This window comes from Mycolicibacterium wolinskyi (assembly GCF_002101965.1).
Classification (GTDB): domain Bacteria; phylum Actinomycetota; class Actinomycetes; order Mycobacteriales; family Mycobacteriaceae; genus Mycobacterium; species Mycobacterium wolinskyi.
Window position 1 is genome coordinate 284,345 of sequence record NZ_LQQA01000013.1, and the last position, 16,891, is coordinate 301,235.

Annotated in this window: 15 protein-coding genes and 1 pseudogene; 10 read left to right on the forward strand and 6 right to left on the reverse strand. The window is 67.5% G+C overall.

Going from position 1 to position 16,891, the window contains the following annotated elements:
• Positions 1–49 precede the first annotated feature (49 nt).
• Entirely contained in the window at positions 50–928 is an 879-nt protein-coding gene (locus AWC31_RS13450; RefSeq protein ID WP_085144697.1) for a helix-turn-helix transcriptional regulator, read from the forward strand.
• Between the two features lie 128 nt (positions 929–1,056).
• Positions 1,057–2,103, forward strand: coding sequence for an esterase family protein (locus tag AWC31_RS13455; protein ID WP_085144816.1), 1,047 nt, complete (start codon positions 1,057–1,059; stop codon positions 2,101–2,103).
• A 2-nt stretch (positions 2,104–2,105) separates the two neighbouring features.
• Here AWC31_RS13455 and AWC31_RS13460 read toward each other — a convergent pair whose 3' ends face one another.
• Positions 2,106–3,134 carry an alpha/beta fold hydrolase gene (locus AWC31_RS13460; protein WP_085144815.1) on the reverse strand — a complete coding sequence of 343 codons (1,029 nt, stop codon included), beginning with the start codon at positions 3,132–3,134 and terminating at the stop codon, positions 2,106–2,108.
• 83 nt (positions 3,135–3,217) lie between these two features.
• Between AWC31_RS13460 and AWC31_RS13465 the strand changes: the two genes are divergently transcribed.
• Both AWC31_RS13465 and AWC31_RS13470 read left to right on the forward strand, forming a co-directional pair.
• Positions 3,218–4,105 (forward strand): LysR substrate-binding domain-containing protein, encoded by an 888-nt coding sequence (locus AWC31_RS13465; RefSeq protein ID WP_085144698.1) that lies wholly within the window; start codon positions 3,218–3,220, stop codon positions 4,103–4,105.
• Positions 4,106–4,179: 74 nt separating this feature from the next.
• Positions 4,180–4,599, forward strand: coding sequence for a cupin domain-containing protein (locus AWC31_RS13470; protein WP_085144699.1), 420 nt, complete (start codon positions 4,180–4,182; stop codon positions 4,597–4,599).
• Here AWC31_RS13470 and AWC31_RS13475 read toward each other — a convergent pair.
• Complete coding sequence (locus AWC31_RS13475; RefSeq protein ID WP_085144700.1) at positions 4,575–5,705, reverse strand: FAD-dependent oxidoreductase; 1,131 nt, start codon at positions 5,703–5,705, stop codon at positions 4,575–4,577. The two genes, AWC31_RS13470 and AWC31_RS13475, sit on opposite strands and share 25 nt — an antisense overlap.
• 11 nt (positions 5,706–5,716) lie before the next feature.
• Positions 5,717–6,319: a TetR/AcrR family transcriptional regulator gene (locus tag AWC31_RS13480; protein WP_085144701.1), complete on the reverse strand. Its 603-nt coding sequence runs from the start codon at positions 6,317–6,319 to the stop codon at positions 5,717–5,719.
• 96 nt (positions 6,320–6,415) lie between these two features.
• On the opposite strand from AWC31_RS13480, the gene AWC31_RS13485 reads away from it, so the two are divergent.
• From AWC31_RS13485 to AWC31_RS13500, 4 genes and pseudogenes are all read left to right on the forward strand, one after another.
• On the forward strand, positions 6,416–6,997 hold the full coding sequence (locus AWC31_RS13485) for an NADPH-dependent FMN reductase (RefSeq protein WP_085144702.1): 582 nt from the start codon (positions 6,416–6,418) through the stop codon (positions 6,995–6,997).
• Positions 6,998–7,000: 3 nt separating this feature from the next.
• Positions 7,001–7,255 (forward strand): annotated as a pseudogene (locus AWC31_RS13490) (acyl-CoA dehydrogenase family protein); the annotation flags it as partial.
• A gap of 47 nt (positions 7,256–7,302) precedes the next feature.
• A complete protein-coding gene (locus AWC31_RS13495; protein WP_085144703.1) occupies positions 7,303–8,133 on the forward strand; it encodes an alpha/beta fold hydrolase in 831 nt (276 codons plus the stop codon).
• The gene (locus tag AWC31_RS13500) at positions 8,130–9,035 is read left to right on the forward strand and encodes a fumarylacetoacetate hydrolase family protein (RefSeq protein ID WP_085144704.1); all 906 of its coding nucleotides are present in this window, start codon (positions 8,130–8,132) and stop codon (positions 9,033–9,035) included. Before AWC31_RS13495 ends, AWC31_RS13500 begins: the two co-directional genes overlap by 4 nt.
• Here the strand turns inward: AWC31_RS13500 and hrpA are convergent.
• Positions 9,032–12,916 carry an ATP-dependent RNA helicase HrpA gene (gene hrpA, locus AWC31_RS13505; protein WP_085144705.1) on the reverse strand — a complete coding sequence of 1,295 codons (3,885 nt, stop codon included), beginning with the start codon at positions 12,914–12,916 and terminating at the stop codon, positions 9,032–9,034. The genes AWC31_RS13500 and hrpA overlap by 4 nt on opposite strands.
• A gap of 68 nt (positions 12,917–12,984) precedes the next feature.
• On the opposite strand from hrpA, the gene AWC31_RS13510 reads away from it, so the two are divergent.
• Complete coding sequence (locus tag AWC31_RS13510; protein WP_085144817.1) at positions 12,985–13,683, forward strand: fumarylacetoacetate hydrolase family protein; 699 nt, start codon at positions 12,985–12,987, stop codon at positions 13,681–13,683.
• Positions 13,684–13,758: 75 nt separating this feature from the next.
• Here the strand turns inward: AWC31_RS13510 and AWC31_RS13515 are convergent, their stop codons facing one another.
• Positions 13,759–14,370: a TetR/AcrR family transcriptional regulator gene (locus AWC31_RS13515; protein WP_085144706.1), complete on the reverse strand. Its 612-nt coding sequence runs from the start codon at positions 14,368–14,370 to the stop codon at positions 13,759–13,761.
• Between the two features lie 132 nt (positions 14,371–14,502).
• On the opposite strand from AWC31_RS13515, the gene AWC31_RS13520 reads away from it, so the two are divergent.
• Positions 14,503–15,927, forward strand: a complete 1,425-nt coding sequence (locus AWC31_RS13520; RefSeq protein WP_085144707.1) for an MFS transporter — start codon at positions 14,503–14,505, stop codon at positions 15,925–15,927.
• Here AWC31_RS13520 and AWC31_RS13525 read toward each other — a convergent pair.
• Positions 15,924–16,832, reverse strand: coding sequence for a mycobacterial-type methylenetetrahydrofolate reductase (locus AWC31_RS13525; protein WP_110775083.1), 909 nt, complete (start codon positions 16,830–16,832; stop codon positions 15,924–15,926). The two genes, AWC31_RS13520 and AWC31_RS13525, sit on opposite strands and share 4 nt — an antisense overlap.
• Between the last annotated feature and the right edge of the window lie 59 nt (positions 16,833–16,891).

Here is a 16,891-nt window from a genome sequence, read left to right on the forward strand (position 1 = left end):
ATACCCGTAGTGGGGTGATGATCGGCATTATCGGGATTATCTTTTGCGCATGCCTGATCCGGCCCGCCTGGTACGTCACCGCGACGGCATCCCCGTCTACCGCTACTGGACGGACCGCGAAGCGCCTCCGGTGTCGGTGGCCCGCGGCCGCCGCGGGGATCTGGTCGAGCACGGCCCGCACATCCACGACTTCCCGGTGCTCTGGTACGTCCACGACGAGGGTGTCGCGTATGTGGTCGCCGCAGGAGAGGTGGTCGACCCCGGACCGATGACGGCCGAATCCGATGGCGTCGGGGTGTACTTCGATCCCGCGGCGCTCGGACATGACGCGAGCTCGCCGTGGCCGGCGTGGCAGGCGCATCCGCTGTTGTTCCCGTTCATCCATGGCCTGGCCGGTGGGCTACTGCAACTGGATGTCCCTGTTGATCGACGGGCCTTGTGGGACAACATGTTCTGCGCCATCGAGGCGGAACTCGCCGGACGCCGCGAGGCCTACCGGCAAGCCACCCTCGCCTACCTGACCATATTGCTGATCGATCTCGCCCGGTTGGCGGACGATGTGGTTGGCGATTTGCGGCGCAGCGGCGAACCGCTGCTCGCCGAGGTGTTCACGGTGATCGACCGTCAACTGGCGCAGCCGCTGTCACTGCGCGATGTCGCCGATGCCGTCGGGATGACAGCCGGTCATCTCACGACGCTCGTGCGCAAGCGCACCGGGCGCACCGTCGGTGAGTGGATCGTCGAGCGCCGGATGAGCCGCGCACGTGAGTTGCTCGCCGGAACCGACCTGCCGGTCGCCGAGGTGGCCAGGCACGTGGGCATGGTCGACGCGGGTTACTTCAGCCGACAGTTCCGCAGGACACATGGCATATCGCCACGCGAGTGGCGGCGGACCGGAACAAACGGCATCAGAACTGAATCGCCTTGATAACAGAGGGGTTACGGCAGGCGCGGCCCCAGAGGTTGCGCTGGCGGCGTTGTTAGCGTGCCGGTGTGAATCGGAGGGCCCTCGGACGATTGTCACGCCGCGTGGCGGCCATTGCGGCGGCCGCGCTGATGCTGCCCGCGCTGAGCGTGGCCGGACCGCTACCCGGCGCCGCGGCGTACTCGCGGGAGGGATTGCCGGTCGAGTACCTGCAGATCCCCTCCGCGGCGATGGGTCGCGACATCAAGGTCACGTTCCAGGGTGGTGGGCCGCACGCGCTGTACCTGCTCGACGGCCTGCGCGCCCAGGACGACGCCAACGGCTGGGACATCAACACCGCCGCATTCGAGTGGTACTACGAATCGGGGATCTCGGTCGTGATGCCCGTCGGCGGCCAGTCCAGCTTCTACACCGACTGGTATCGGCCCGCGGCGGGCAGCGCTGGCGTCACGACCTACAAGTGGGAAACCTTCCTGACCCAGGAACTGCCGGCGTGGCTGGCCGCCAATCGCGGTGTCGCGCCGACCGGCAACGCCGTCGTCGGGCTGTCGATGTCGGGTGGTGCGGCACTCAACCTCGCGATCTGGCACCCGTACCAGTTCATCTTCGCCGGAGCGCTGTCGGGCTTCCTCAACCCGTCACAGGGCCTGTGGCCCACCATGATCGGCTTCGCCATGAAGGACGCGGGCGGCTACAACGCCACCGACATGTGGGGCACTTCCAACGACCCGGCCTGGCGGCGCAACGATCCGACGGTCAACATCAATCGGCTGGTTGCCAACAACACCGCGGTCTGGGTGTACTGCGGCAACGGCACGCCGGGCGACCTCGACGTGGCGGGCGACTTCGGCCAGCTCTACAGCGCGCAGTTCCTGGAGAACATCACCGTCAACAGCAACAAGGAGTTCCAGCAGAAGTACGTCGCCGCCGGTGGCCGCAACGCGGTGTTCAACTTCCCGCCCAACGGCACGCACAACTGGAACTACTGGGGTGCACAGCTGCAGGCCATGAAGGCCGACATGCTGCGGGTGCTCGGCGTGGGCGTCACCCCGGCGGTCCCGGCTGCGCCCGCGGCACCGGCGCCTGCCGTACCCGCGCCCGTCGCGCCCGTGCCCGGCGTGGCCACACAGCCCGCGGTGCTACCCGCGCAGGCGCTGCCGGCCGTCCTGCCGCGCTGACGTCATCGCGAACCCAGCGCCCTGACATCGACCACAGCGCTTGAGAATTGGTCGGGCGCTTCCTGCGGTACGTTGTGCCCGATGCCGTCGAGGACACGGTGCTCGTAGGGGCCGGTGTAGAGCTTGCGGTAGCCGGCACCATCTTTGGCGGCGCCGTCGAAGTCGCTGCCGATCGTGATGGTCGGCACGGTGACCGGCGGCTTGCCGGCCAGCCGCTTTTCGTCTGCGTCGAAACGGCTTTCGCCGGGCGCCAGGCTCTGACGCCATCGGTAGTTGTGCACGACGATGTCGACGTGGTCGGGATTGTCGAACGAAGCGGCGCTGAGATCGTATGTGGCATCGGTGAATTTCCACAGCGGTGAAGCCCTGGTCCAGATGAGGCGGTTGAACTCCTTGGTGTTCTGCCGGTACCCGAGTTCGCCGCGCGGGGTTGCGAAGTAGTACTGGTACCACCAGCCGAGTTCGGCCTCCGGCGCGAGCGGCTGCAGGTTGGCGGCCAGGTTGACGATGATGTATCCGCTCACCGCGACGAGCCCGGTCACTCGCTGCGGCCACAGCGCGGCAACGACATTGGCCGTGCGGCCACCCCAGTCGTAACCACCGAGGATTGCCTTGGGGATGTTCAGCGCATCCATGAACGCGATGACGTCGTTGGCCAGTGCGGCCTGCTGGCCGTTACGCGCAGTGGTGTCCGAGAGGAAGCGGGTCGACCCGAACCCCCGCGCGAAGGGCACGATGACCCGGAAACCCTGATCGGCGAGCTTGGCCGAGACGTCTGCATAACTGTGGATGTCGTAGGGCCAGCCGTGCAGCAGGATGACCGGTGCGCCGTCGGCAGGGCCCGCCTCGGTGTAACCGACGCTGAGGTCGCCTGCGGTGATCTGCTTGACCGGGTTCAACGTATGCGTCGGTGCCGGCGGCGCCTCAGTGCCGGCGGGCGTCTCGCTCTGTGTCGTACAGGCCGCCAGGGTCGCCGCGCCGGCGGCCACCGTCGCCATGAGGCCGAACTGTCGTCTGCTGAAACCGCTCATGAGCTCATCCCACCCGGCGGACTCCATCACGTCAAACGATCATCATTGATGACTTCGATCTAGATCAGCGATAGTTTGATGGCGTGGAGTTACGCCAGATCGAGCACTTCATCGCCGTGGCGGGCGAGATGAGTTTCACGCGTGCCGCACATCGCGCCCATGTGGTGCAGTCGGCGCTCTCGACGTCGATCGCAAAGCTCGAGCGCGAACTCGGCGTCGAACTGTTCGACCGATCCCGCCAGCAGATCAAGCTCACCGCGGCCGGCGAGCGGTTCCTCACGCACTCCTACGACGTCATGCGTGCCGCCCGCGCGGCCACCGAGTCGATCGGTGAGTATCGCGGCGCACTGTCGGGCACGGTCGAGTTCGGCTCACTGATCTCATTCGGCCCCATCAGCGTCGCCCGGGCCCTCGGCGATTTCCATCGCGCCCATCCGTTCGTCCGAATCCGTCTGCACCTCAGCCAGTCCGGCGCATCGGCCTACCTGACCGCACTCATCGAGGGCTCGCTGGATCTCGCCCTTGTCTCGGTGCCCAACCGGTTCCCGCCACAACTCGACATGCGGCTGTTGTTCGAAGAGAACATGGTCTTCGTATGCCGCGACGACCACGCCTACGCCCGCAAGAAACGCGTCGGGTTCGCTGAACTCGCCGCCGAGGACCTCGTGGGTCTGCCGTCCGAGTTCGGACTGCGGCGGTTGATGGACGACGCATTCCGCGCCGCGGGCGCCGAGGCCCACACCCAGTACGAGGTGCCCGCCGGTTTCGCGGCCATCGCCGATCTCGTCGGCAACGGCCTGGGCACCTCGTTCATGCCGGTCTCCGAGGCGCGGCGATTCGCGGAGCTCAAGTCGATCGACCTCGCCGACCCGGTGATCTGGCAGGTGTACCTGGCGTCGCCGCCGGCCGAGCAGTTGACGCCGGCGACCGCACGGCTTGCTGACACGCTGCTCGCCGCCGCGGAGGCATAGTCATCGCGATCAGAGATGGAATCCATCGATGATGATCGTTGGACTTGATCGCCTGCCGCGGCTGAGGTGGAGTCATGACCCGCACCTCGCTCAAACTCGCCGCACTGACGCTTGCGACCACTGCCGTGTTCGCGGCACCGGTCGCGCACGCCGACAACGGATCCGACGGCCCCACCGCGGGCGTGACACGGACCGAACTGCAGCGGTTGCCCGCTCCCACACCGGGTTTCGAAATCGTTCAAACGCGGGTCGAGATCCCGGTCGGTAAGGAGTCCGGGCGCCACAGCCATCCGGGGCCGGAGATCGGCTACATCGTGCAGGGCGACGTCGACATGGTCTTCGACGACCGACCGACCCAGCACCTCCATTCCGGCGATCCGTTTCTCATCCCGGCAGGCGTGATGCACAACGCGCACAACGTCGGCACGGTTCGCACGCTCATGCTGTCCACCTACGTGGTGCCGGCCGATCAGCCCTTGGTCACCATGTACTGATCACGCACGCCCCGGTAGATCCCGCGCCGCACGATCCACGGTTGCAAGATCCGGTCGATCGACCAGGCCGGGAACCGGAAGGCAAACCCATTGGGCGTGAACACTTCCAGCCCGTTCGGCTGCACGCCGAGCACCGAACCCCAGCGGGTCGCCGGCGGACGGTACGCCCGCATCCGGCCGCCGGTGAAGTAGGCGGCGACGTTGCCCGCCACAAGCCCGTCAGCCCGGTTGCGGGCCGAGGACCGCAGTGGATCGGTGGCCGCGACGTCGCCGATCGCGAACACCCCGGGCGCTCCTGGGACCTGCAACTCGGGCGTCACCCGGACAAAGCCACGGTCATCGAGGACATTCGTCGGCAGCCAGCCCGTGTTGGGGCGGACGCGGCCGATCGCCCACAGCACCGCGTCAGACCGCAGCGGTGGCTGCCCGGTGCTCCAATACACCGGGTCGGCGGTGATGGCGTCGCAGTCGAACCCGTCGGGCACGACCGCCCGATGGCCGGGATGCAACGTCACGCCCGCGGCGCACAACCGGCTCTCGATCCGTTGCCGAACTCGCCGATGATGCTGCGGCAGAAGGCTTTCACCCGGGTAGTACAACCCGACCCTGGTCCCCGGCCACCGGATGGCGAGGTTCGCCGCACTGCTCACGGCCGCCGCGCCGCCGCCGATCACCGCCACCGACCGCGACGCGCCCAGCCGGTCGTGCGCGGCCCGCAGCCCCTCCTCGACGTCGGCAGCCGTTTGCAGGACGGGTTGTCTCCAGAAGCCGTTCGTCACGCCGGTCGCGATGACGAGGGCGTCGTAATGTTCGGACCGCGGATTGCCGTGTGCGTCCTCGACGCTGACGGTGCGGGCGGCCAGGTCGGATCCGGTCAACGTGCCGTGCACCGTGCCGACGCCGTCGAGTGCGCGGAACCGGTCGAACCCGATCCAGTAGTCACGCGCCCAGTCATCCGGACGGGCGAGCCGCACGCCCAGCTCCTGACCGCTGACCAGCCCGGGGTTCACCGAGATCCCCACGACATCGAAGCGGCGGGCCAACCGGATCGCGGTGAGCACGCCGGTGTCTCCCAATCCGGCGATCACCACGCGCTTGCGGTCCACGATCGGTGAGGCTACCGCGGCAACGCGCGGCTGATCTCTGCTTCGGCGGGAGCCGGCGGAGCGGTCCCGGAACCCGCCGCGCCGTCGAGCCACAGCGCGACCAACCGCGCTGACGCACCGGGTGCGTCGTCGACGGTGCGCCGGATCAGTCCCGCGTTCGCGATCAAGAGGAGCGCGACATCGGCGGGGCGCAGGTCTTCGCGCACCTCGCCGGCAGCCACCGCCCGTTCCACGACGTGGACGATCGCCCCGTGCTGACGCCGGCGGAGCGCGTCGACGGCCGGCGACACCGGCTGCGTCGACACCAGCAGATCGGCCAGCGCGCGGTTGGCCGCCTGCAACTCACACGTCGCCGTCACACACTCACGGAAGGCGGTTCCCGGATCGTCGGCCGCCGCGGCTCGCTCGGCCGTCGCCACGTACTGCTCCATCTGCCGCTCGAACAGCTCGTCGACGAGCATCCCGCGCGAGGGGAAGTGCCGGTACAGCGTCGCGTTGCCGATACCGGCCCGGCGCGCGATCTCGTTGAGCGAGGCGTCGAGGCCCTGCTCGGCGAAGACCCGCTCGGCGGCGTCGAGCACCGTCGACCGGTTACGCGCGGCGTCGATGCGCATCGAATCCTCCTGCGGAAATAAACCGGGGACGGTTCCCCGTTAAGATTAGCGTCCAACTAACCGGGGACCATTCCCCACTTCTGAAAGGGCTTTCCCATGGCCAGAATCGCGGTCATCCTCACCAGCACGCGCCAGGACCGCTTCGCCGACCGGCCGGCCGCGTGGGTTGTCGAACACCTGCGCCGCCCGGGCGTCGAGGTCGACGTCGTCGACATGCGCGATCACGACCTGCCGAGCTTCGACGGGCCCGCCCCGCTCTATACCCCGCGGCAATACGCGACCGAGGCCGTCGCCGCGTTCGGCAGGCGGATCGATGCGGCCGACGCGTTCGTCGTGCTCACCGGCGAGTACAACCATGGCTACACCGGCGTCTTCAAGAACGCCGTCGACCACCTGTACGTGGAGTGGGACCGCAAGCCCGTCGCGTTCGTCGGGTGGGGCAACGTGGGCGGGGCCCGCGTTGTCGAACAGTTACGGACCGTCTCGATCGAACTCGGCATGGCCCCTGTCCGCCCTGCCGTGCACATCCTCCCCGACGTACTGGTGCCCGCCATGACCGCACCGAGCTACGACCCGTCGCTGTTCTCGTCGCTCGACGCCAAGCTGGATCTGCTGGTGTCCGAATTGCTCTGGTGGAGCGACGCTTTGACGGACGCACGCGCGGAGAGCGCCGCCTGAGGCGACCCGGCGCTCGCGGCGAGCATCGCCCAGGCGACGGCCTCGGCGGCGTTCGCCAAGGTCGCGGCCGACACCATCCAGGTGCACGGCGGCATCGGGTTCACATGGGAACATCAAGCGCATCTGTACCTGAAGAGGGCCACCGCGGACGCCGCGCTGCTGGGCAGCGCCGAGGCCCACCGGTCACGGGTTGCCGAACTGGTGCTCGACGGGGCCGAAGCGGATCGGGTGCCGCACATCGCAACCGGCACGAGCTGATCGGTTGAAAGCGTCCGGCGGACGGGGTGCGACCGTAGTATCCGCTGATGGACAACGCTCCTGAACACCGCACGCTGGCCGTGGAGGGAGTGCGGTCGCCGGTTCTCGTCGGCGGCGCGGGCAGTCCGGAAACCGTCGTGTTCGTGCACGGCAACAACGCGGGGGCGCGCTGGGATGCGCTGCTGGAGCCGATCTCCGAACTCGCCTGTGTCATAGCGCCGGAGATGCCCGGTTTCGGCGCAGCCGACAAGCCTGCGCAATGGCCCTACACCGTCGCGGCCTACGCTGCCCATCTCGATGGGCTGCTGCGCCAACTCGGTGTGCGGCGAGCACATCTCGTCGCGCACGACTTCGGCGGACCGTGGGCGCTGGCATGGGCGGTCGATCACCTCGACTCGGTCGCCAGCATCACGCTGATCAACGCTCCCGTGGTGATCGACCACTTCGCCGCCAAGCTGTGGCGCACCCCGGTGCTGGCCGAGATGCTCACCCGCGTGGGCAATCCGGCCATACTTCGCAAGGTATTGGCTTCTCGCGATCCCGGCTTACCGCCGGATGCGGTGGCCGCGATCGCCGAGCACATGTTCGCCCCGGGTACGCCTGACGCGGTGCTCAAGCTGTACCGGTCCACCGGTCCCGATGCGATTGCCCCGTATGTCGATCGGCTGGCAGACTTCGACAGGAACGTCCTGATCGTGTGGGGCGCCGACGACCACTATGTACCGTTCGAGCAGACCGACGACTATCGGCGGATCTTCCGGCACTGCGAGATCCATGCGGTTCCCGGCGCCGGGCACTGGCCCTGGCTTGAGCAACCCGACGTGGTGGCCGGCTACCTCTCGAACTTTCTCCGCCGCCAACCAGGAGGTCACGAGTGAAGCTGCGCCGCGTCCGTACGTCGACCGGTCTGCAGGTGGAAACCCTTGATTCCGAGGGTAACTGGGTGCGAGGTGACGATGTCACCCCGCTGGGAGGCCAGGTGTTCGACGATGGCTGGCAGGTCAAGACCGCGGACCGTCAACTGGAGCACAGTGAGTATCTGCTGCCGTTCCAACCCCTGTCGTTTCGCGACTTCATGCTGTACGAGCAGCACAACATCGACGCCGCGCGCGGGCTGATCCGGCGGTTCCATCCCGGGCTGTTCCGGTTGACGTCTGCGGTCGAGCGGGTCACGGGCCGGCCGGTGCCGCAGTTCAAACCGAAACCGTTGTTCTATCGGCAGCCCATCTACTACATGTCCAACGCCCAAACGTTCGTGCCGACCGGAACTGCGGTGCCGGTGCCCGACTATTCGCAGGCGCTGGACTTCGAACTCGAGATCGGCTTCGTCTTGGCCGCACCGCTGTTCAACGCCACCGCAGCAGAAGCGTCCGCCGCGATCGGCGCTTTCGTGGTGCTCAACGACTTCAGCGCGCGCGACGTCCAGCGCCCCGAGATGCTCAGCGGTTTCGGGCCGCAGAAGTCGAAACACTTCGCCAGTTCGATGTCGGACACCGCGGTCACTGCCGACGAAATCCTGCCGCGGATCGACTCCCTCGCCGGGTCGGTCTCGCTCAACGGTTCTGTGGTCAGCACCGTGCACAGCGCCGGCATGCAACACAGCCTCGGCGACGTGCTCGCGCATGCGTCCCGCAGCGAACCGCTCTATCCGGGCGAGCTTTTCGGCACCGGAACCCTGCCTGGCGGCAGTGGCATGGAGACCGGGCATTGGCTGCGGCCCGGTGACACGCTCGCGTTGACCCTCGACGGCGTCGGCCGCATCGAGCACACGATCCGTTAACGGGTGACCGCGTCGATGGCCTTGTAGATCCGCTGTTCGCTCACCGGCCGTGGGGTGCCGAGCTGCTGGGCCCACAGGCTGACGCGCAACTCCTCGATCTGCCAAGCGATCTCGCGGACGTCGGCGGCTTCGGCCCGCGCCGGCGACAGCGCACGCACCAGATCGTCGTAGGCATCCTCGACGGCGTGCACACGGGCCATCCGCTCACGGTCGGCCGCGATCGCGTGCGGCAACCGTTCGAGCCGCCGAGCGGCCGCCGTGACGTACCGGACGAGGTCAGCCAACCGGGCGACACCGGCAATCGTCACAAAACCGTTGGGCAGCAGCCGGTCCAATTGCGAACGGACATCGGCGACCGCGTCGGCCTGCGCGGTCGGCGGTTTGTCGGGCAGCGCCATACCGACCTCGTGCGCGGCGGCCAGCACCTTCTCGACGCGGCTCACCGCGGCCTGCGTGGTGGGCCCGAGTTCTTTCGCGGCTCGCTCGACCAGTCCTCTGAACTCCGCCTTCGTCCATACGGGTTTGCGGATCAGCACATCGGCGGCAGCATCGGCACAGTCGTCGAGCAGTGCGGCGAGCGTCCCATCGGGGTTCGCGTTGAGCGACAGCCTGGCGCGCGTGCTGAGTCCCCGTTCGATGGCCTTGACCGGCGACGGCGCCGCCAGCCGCAGCAGCCGGCGCAGCCCGGGGCCCATCGCCGCCGCCTGTTCGGCCTGGCTGGCAAACACCTTGACGTCAACGGCTTTCCCGGTGTCGACGAATGCCGGGTAACCGCGCACGGTGTGCCCGCCGCTGACGTTCTCCACGGTGCGGGGCAACTCGTCGAGGTCGTCGGGCCACGCCTTGAGGCCCGTACGTTCCAGGTCACCACCCAGTGCGTCGGCGACAGCCTGCGCGACGGGGACCGCCAACTGCTCACGCAGCACGTCGATGTCCTTACCGCGGGCCACCTCTTTGCCGTCAGTGGATTCGACGGCGAACGTCAACCGCAGATGGTTCGGGATCTTGGTCAGATCGAATGCGTCGATCGGCACGAGAATGCCGCTGCGCCTGCGGAGTTCGCGCTGCACCTCGTCCAAGAGGGATCCGGCCGACGGATCGAGGTCGGGCAGGATCGCCCGCGCGGTGTCCGGCGCGGGTACGAAGTTGCGCCGCAGATCTTTCGGCAACGATTTGATCAGCGCGGTGACCAGTTCTTCGCGCATTGCCGGGACCTGCCACGCGAAGCCCTCGCCGCCGAGCCGGGCCAGCACGCCCACCGGGACGTGCACGGTCACCCCGTCATCTTCGGCTCCCGGCTCGAAGCGATACGTGAGCGGCAGTTCGAGATCGCCGGTCTGCCAGGTGTCTGGATGCTCGGCGGCGTCGTCGGTGCGCAGCAGATCGTCGCGGGTGAAGGTCAACAGATCCGGGGTCTTGTGGCGCTGCTTGCGCCACCAGCCGTCGAAGTGGCGGGCCGACACGATGTCGGCCGGAATTCGCGCGTCGTACAGCGCGTAGATCTCGTCGTCGTCGACCAACAGGTCGCGCCGCCGGGCGCGCTCTTCGATCTCTTCGAGTTCTTCCCGCAGTCTTGCGTTGTCGCGGAAGAAGTGGTGGCGCGTCTGCCAATCACCCTCGACAAGCGCGTGACGGATGAACAGCTCACGCGACACCACGGGGTCGACCTGTGCGTACCCGACCCGGCGGCGCGGCACGAGCGGCAACCCGTAGAGCGTCACTCGCTCGAAGGCCATCACCGCACCGCGTTTGGCGTCCCAGTGCGGTTCGCTGTAGGTGCGCTGCACCAGATGGCCGGCCACCCGCTCGATGGCCTCTGGCTCGACACGCGCGGCGATCCGGCCGAAGAGCCTGCTGGTCTCGACGAGGTCGGCGACGACGATCCACCGTGGCGGCTTCTTGGTCAGCACCGAGCCGGGCGCCAAGACGAACTTGGAGTTGCGGGCACCCGTGTAATCCCTTGTCTCGCCTTCGCGTAACCCGACGTGGGAGAGCAGCCCGGCGGTGAGCGCGGCGCGGATACTGGCTGGTTCCGCGGGCTCATCACTCTCGCGGATCCCGATATCGCGGGCGATACTGCGCAGCTGACCGACGAGGTCCTGCCACTCCCTGATGCGCAGGTAATGCAGGAACTCCTCGCGGCACATCCGCCGGAATGCGCTGCCCGAGAGCTGGTTTCGCTGCTCGCGCAGGTAATTCCAGAGGTTCAGGTAGGAGATGAAATCGGAGTGTTCGTCGGCGAACCTCGCATGTTTCTGGCGGGCCGCCTCCTCGCGGTCGGTGGGCCGCTCACGCGGGTCCGGGATCGACAGCGCGGCGGCCAACACGAGCACCTCGCGCACGCAACCTTCGGCGTCGGCCTGCAAGATCATGCGTCCGATACGCGGGTCGAGCGGCAAGCGCGACAGGCGCCGGCCCACATCGGTGAGTTCACCGGCCTCGTCGAACGCACCGAGCTCCTGCAGCAGCTGAACGCCGTCACGGATACTGCGTGCGTCCGGCGGATCCAGGAACGGGAAGTCGGCGATGTCACCGAGCTGCAGTGCGGCCATCTGCAATATGACCGCGGCGAGATTCGTGCGCAGGATCTCCGGATCGGTATAGCGCGGGCGGGATTCGAAGTCTTCCTCTGAGTACAACCGGATGCACACGCCCGGCGCGGTACGTCCCGACCGGCCCGCCCGTTGCGCCGCCGACGCTTGTGAAATCGGTTCGATCGGTAGCCGCTGCACCTTGGTGCGGCGGCTGTAGCGCGAGATGCGAGCGGTCCCCGGGTCGACGACATATCGGATACCCGGGACGGTCAGTGAGGTTTCGGCGACGTTGGTCGCCAGCACAACCCGCCTGCCGGTGCGGCTCGGCTGGAACACACGCTGCTGCTCGGCGGTGGGCAGCCGGGCGTACAGCGGCAATATCTCGGTGTTCCGCAGATCTTTGAGAGCCTCTGCGGTGTCACGGATTTCACGTTCGCCGGACAGGAACACCAGCACATCGCCCGGCGGCTCGGCCTCCAGCTCGCGGACCGCGTCGACGATCGCCTCGGTCTGATCGCGTGGCTCCGTGCGGACGATTTCGTGGTCGGGGTCGTCCGGGTCCTCGGTGTCGTCAACGGCAACCGGAACTTCCAGGGGCCGATACCGGATCTCGACCGGATAGGTCCGGCCGGACACCTCGACGATCGGTGCGTCGTTGAAGTGGGCCGAGAATCGTTCTGGCTCAATAGTTGCCGAAGTGACGATCACCTTGAGGTCGGGGCGCCGCGGCAGCAACTCGCGTAGATAGCCGAGGAGGAAGTCGATGTTGAGGCTGCGCTCGTGGGCCTCATCGAGGATCAACGTGTCGTAGCGCAGCAGGCGCCGGTCGCGCTGGATCTCGGCGAGCAGGATGCCGTCGGTCATGAGCTTGACGAGCGTGGCGTCGCTGGCCTGATCGGTGAACCGGACCGTGTAGCCCACGGCCTCCCCGAGCGGCGTGCCGAGCTCGTCGGCGATGCGTTGTGCGACCGTACGGGCCGCGAGCCGGCGGGGCTGTGTGTGGCCGATCGTGCCGCGGATGCCCCGGCCGAGCTCGAGACAGATCTTGGGCAGCTGCGTCGTCTTGCCGGATCCGGTTGCGCCTGCGACGACCACGACCTGGTTCTCGGAGATGGCCTTCGCCAGATCGTCGCGGCGCTCGCTGACCGGCAGGTCCGGATAGGTGATCTTCGGGACGGCCGCCTGCCGGGTGAGGACGAGAGCCTCGGCCTCGGCGATCTGCTCGGCGATCTTGTCGAGGTTGCCGTCGCGAAGATTCCTCAGCCGGCGACCGAGCCGCGACGCGTCTCGGAAGGTCAGGCCATCGAGACGCGCACGCAGCTCACGCAGCTCTTGACGGTCCGACACTGGAACCAGGATAGGCGACCGCAGCAACCCGATTTTTCGCCGAGCACGGGACCGGCAAGATGGTCACCGTGACCGAGTTCGTGATAGCTCCACCACCGCAGGCGTCACTGCCCGTGAGCACCGGCCCGGAGCGGTTCCCGATCCGGCGGGTGTTCTGCGTCGGCCGCAACTACGCCGCCCACGCCCGGGAAATGGGCAAAGACCCCGACCGTGAGCCGCCGTTCTTCTTCATGAAGCCGGCCGACGCCGTGATCGACGCCGCGGGCACCGTGCCCTACCCGTCGCTGACTTCGTCGTTTCACCATGAGATCGAGCTCGTCGTTGCGCTCGGAGCGGGTGGGCGCGACGTCGCACCGGCCGATGCGCTGAACCTGGTCTGGGGTTATGGCGTCGGCGTCGACCTGACCCGTCGGGATCTGCAGGACGAGGCCAAGAAGCTCAGCCGGCCATGGGACTGGTCGAAGGGTTTCGACGCGTCGGCGCCGTGCACCCCGATCCATCCGGTCGCCGCCGTCGGCCACCCCGACAGCGGCGAGATCTGGCTGCGCGTCAACGGTGACCTCAAGCAGCAGGGTGACCTCAAGGACCTGATCTGGTCGGTGCCCGAGGTCATCAGCGCCATCTCGGCGGCCGTGGACCTCGCGCCCGGCGACCTGATCTTCAGCGGGACGCCCGCAGGCGTTGGCGCGATGCAGCCCGGCGACGTGGTGTCCGGCGGCGTCGCGGGCGTCGCGGAATTCGAGTTCACGATCGGTCAGCCGAAATAGCGTAGATGCTCGATACCGCCGTACACCATCACGCGTCGACGCTTCACGTCGGTGCAAGTGGTCGCGGCTTAAGGCTTACCGCGGCGATGGGCGAACAGTCGCCCGGATGCCGGCGAGCACGACGTCGACGATGCGCTCGGCGTCCGCGCGGGTGAATGGGCGCAGTCCGCGGTTGACGATGAGATGCACTGGGCCGGAGATCATCTCGCCGAGGAACGCGCTGTCGACCGGTGGCAGTTCGCCGCGGTCGACGGCGGTGTCGACGCGTTGACGCATCGCGGCAACGCGTTCGTCGAGAATTCTGGACAGGACCTGAACCGTGGAGCGTTCGCGCGCGGGCTGGATGACCTGTTCGAGCGTCCGGCCGAACGGCGTTTCGAGACCCCCGGCCAGCGCCACCAGAAAGTCGACCAGATCCCGGTGGATGTCGCCGGTATCGGCGACCGACGCGAGATCTTCGGCATAACGCAGCAGGGCTTCGACCACCAATTCCTCGCGGTCGGGCCAGTTGCGATAAACGCTGGCCTTGTGCACGCCGGCGGCCTCGGCGACCTCCTCGTAGCGGAAGCCCGCGATGCCGTCACGCGCGACGAGCTCTGCCGTCGCGGCGAGAATCTGCGCTCTCACACGCGCATTGCGTCCGCCGGGGCGCCGCGTGGGCGGCCGGTCACCAGTCCCGTCGTCCATCACCGCTCACCTCCTGCCCGGGTGCCGATTCTCGCCAGGCGCGCCATTGCCATGCAAGGCGCCGCAAAGTACCGTACCTAAAGCGACTGACTGTCGCTTTTAATCTTCCCCCTCCGACCAGACGAGTGCGTAGTGAAAGACACCCTGGAAACCGCCATCCACACCCAAGAGCATCGCTGGAGCACGCGCCTCGTCCTCTGGGCGGCCGTGCTGACCCTGGCCAACGTCCTGGCCGATGTCGTCATCGGCTCGCCGATGATGGTGCTGCCCCAATTGCTCGACCACTTCGACACCGATCAGGCCGCGTGGCTGAATGCCAGCGCGATGCTGGCCGGAGCCATCTGGTCGCCGTTGCTCGCGAAGACTTCTGACATCTTCGGCAAACGCCGGATACTCGTCGCCACACTGCTTCTCGCGTGCGTTGGAGCGCTCGTCTGCCTTGTTGCGCCGAATGTCTGGATTTTCCTGGCGGGACGTTTTCTCCAGGGCGCCGCGTTCGCCGCAGTCTTCCTCACGGTGGCACTCACCCGCCAAATCTGCAGCCCCGCAGTGGCGATGGCGGTGGTCGGACTCCTGACGTCCGGCTCGTCGCTCGTCGGAATCCTCGAACCGTTCCTGATGAAACCGATCATCGACTCGTTCGGCTACCGGAGCGTGTTCGTCGCCGCAGCGCTGCTCGCCGCGGTTTCCGCGCTGTGCGTGCGCACCCTGATCCCCGAGTCTCCGGTCCGCGGTACCGGCCGGATCGACGTGATCGGCGCCTTCCTGCTTGGCGGCGGGCTCGGCGCGGTGCTCGCCTACATCACCCTCGGACGGGATTACGGCTGGTTGTCGAGTGCCTTGCTCACGCTTCTCGTGGCCGGCCTTGCCGCGCTGGTGGGTTGGACGTATCTCGCGCTGCGGGTCGACGAACCCGTCATCGACATCGGATCTCTCAGCCGACCGATTCTGTTGACGCTCTTGGCCTTGGGCCTCGCGGCGGGCGCCTTCCGGAGCATGCTCCAGCTGACGGCGATCATCGCCCAGGTGCCCGGCGACCTTGGCCTGGGATACGGCCTCGGCGATGGCGAGACGATCGCGATACTGCTCGCCACACCAAATCTCGGCATTGTCGTCGGCGGGGTGGGCGCCGGGTGGATCGCCGGGCGGACGGGCCCCGCGCTGCCGTTGCTCGGCGGCATTGTCATTGGGGCAGTGGCGACCTCGGCGATGGTGGCGGGCGTGTCAGTGCTCCCGCTCGCGATCGTGTGCGGCGCCATGCTGGGTATCGCCGCTGGCGCGATCGGCGCTTCCGGCTACAACCTGGCGGTCGGCGCCGAACCGCCCGAACGGCAGGGCACGGTCGCGGGCCTGGTGTCGGTCGTGCTCGCCCTCGGCTCGGTGGTCTTCAACGTGGCCGGCGGCGAAGTGCTCAAAGCCACGCAAATTCCCGGTATTTCTGCCGCAGGCGCTCCGGTGAGCACGGCGACCGGCGTGTATCTCTACGTCGCGGTGGCGGCGGCGTTCTTCATCCTCGCGACGGTGCCGGCGACCATGCTGGTGCGCAATCGCGTCTAGCTCCGGTCGGGCGACCAGTACTCCAGCATCTCGGCGAATGTGTCGAACGCGGGCTTGGACACGCCGTAGGCCGCCTCGAAGTGGATGCTCAGCGGGAAGCCCAAACCGGCGACGCCGTCGATCACGCGCTTGTACAGGTCGAGCATCAGCTTGCGCTTCTCGCCCGGTTCGAGTTCGGCCAGCCGGGTGACGAATTCCTGCTCGGCGGCGACGGCCTCGTTGCCCGGGTCCTGGATGAGCCAGTTGATGAGCCCGACCTTCGACTCCATCTTCGGGACGAATCCGAAGGACAGCAGGATCTCGGGGCGGTGGTCGGTGGTCTTGGCGAATTCCGTCAGAAAGCCCACGATCGCGTCGGAGTACAGCAGCTGCGTCATGCCGTACGTGGCGCCCTGGTCGCACTTGAAGTTAAACCGGCCCTGTTCGCCGTCGCGCGTGGGAATCAGGATCGCACCGCGGTTGGGTACCAAGTCCTCGTAGATCGACAGCGCGTCGGTGGGTGCGACGCCTTCGCCCTCGCCGTCCTTCATCGTCCGCGGCACGCCGACGAACGCGATGCCGTCGAAGCCCGCGCCGCTGAGGGCGGTCAGCCGCTGCCGCAGTGCCGTCTCATCCAGGAAGGACGTCACCTGGGTGCACAGCCCCCGCAGGCCGGGCATTTCGGGTTTGAGGATCGACCAGTAGTCGAGGACGTCCATCCTCGGCTTCATCTCGATCGGACGGTCGTCGTCCTCGTCGATCATCCCGGGGATCATCACGTAGCGGATCCGGCCCTCGATGCCCGCCTCGGCGGACAGTGCGAGAACCTTGTGGGCTTCGTCGACGGCGTACTGTGCGCCCCGTTCCAGGGTCGGTGGCACGAGTTCCAGCGCGATGGTGTTCAGGGGCACCTGCTTGCTCCACATCTCATGACGTACCAACACGGCGGTGCGGGCGACATTGCCCGTTGGGCCTGCGCCCACCA

What these genes read in the sequence shown, in the direction of transcription:
- AWC31_RS13450 (WP_085144697.1), top strand. Translation starts at nt 50, where the DNA reads ATGCCTGATCCGGCCCGCCTGGTACGTCACCGCGACGGCATCCCCGTC.
- AWC31_RS13455 (WP_085144816.1), top strand. Translation starts at nt 1,057, where the DNA reads ATGCTGCCCGCGCTGAGCGTGGCCGGACCGCTACCCGGCGCCGCGGCG.
- AWC31_RS13460 (WP_085144815.1), bottom strand. Translation starts at nt 3,134, where the DNA reads ATGAGCGGTTTCAGCAGACGACAGTTCGGCCTCATGGCGACGGTGGCC.
- AWC31_RS13470 (WP_085144699.1), top strand. Translation starts at nt 4,180, where the DNA reads ATGACCCGCACCTCGCTCAAACTCGCCGCACTGACGCTTGCGACCACT.
- AWC31_RS13480 (WP_085144701.1), bottom strand. Translation starts at nt 6,319, where the DNA reads ATGCGCATCGACGCCGCGCGTAACCGGTCGACGGTGCTCGACGCCGCC.
- AWC31_RS13485 (WP_085144702.1), top strand. Translation starts at nt 6,416, where the DNA reads ATGGCCAGAATCGCGGTCATCCTCACCAGCACGCGCCAGGACCGCTTC.
- AWC31_RS13495 (WP_085144703.1), top strand. Translation starts at nt 7,303, where the DNA reads ATGGACAACGCTCCTGAACACCGCACGCTGGCCGTGGAGGGAGTGCGG.
- AWC31_RS13515 (WP_085144706.1), bottom strand. Translation starts at nt 14,370, where the DNA reads ATGGACGACGGGACTGGTGACCGGCCGCCCACGCGGCGCCCCGGCGGA.
- AWC31_RS13525 (WP_110775083.1), bottom strand. Translation starts at nt 16,832, where the DNA reads ATGTGGAGCAAGCAGGTGCCCCTGAACACCATCGCGCTGGAACTCGTG.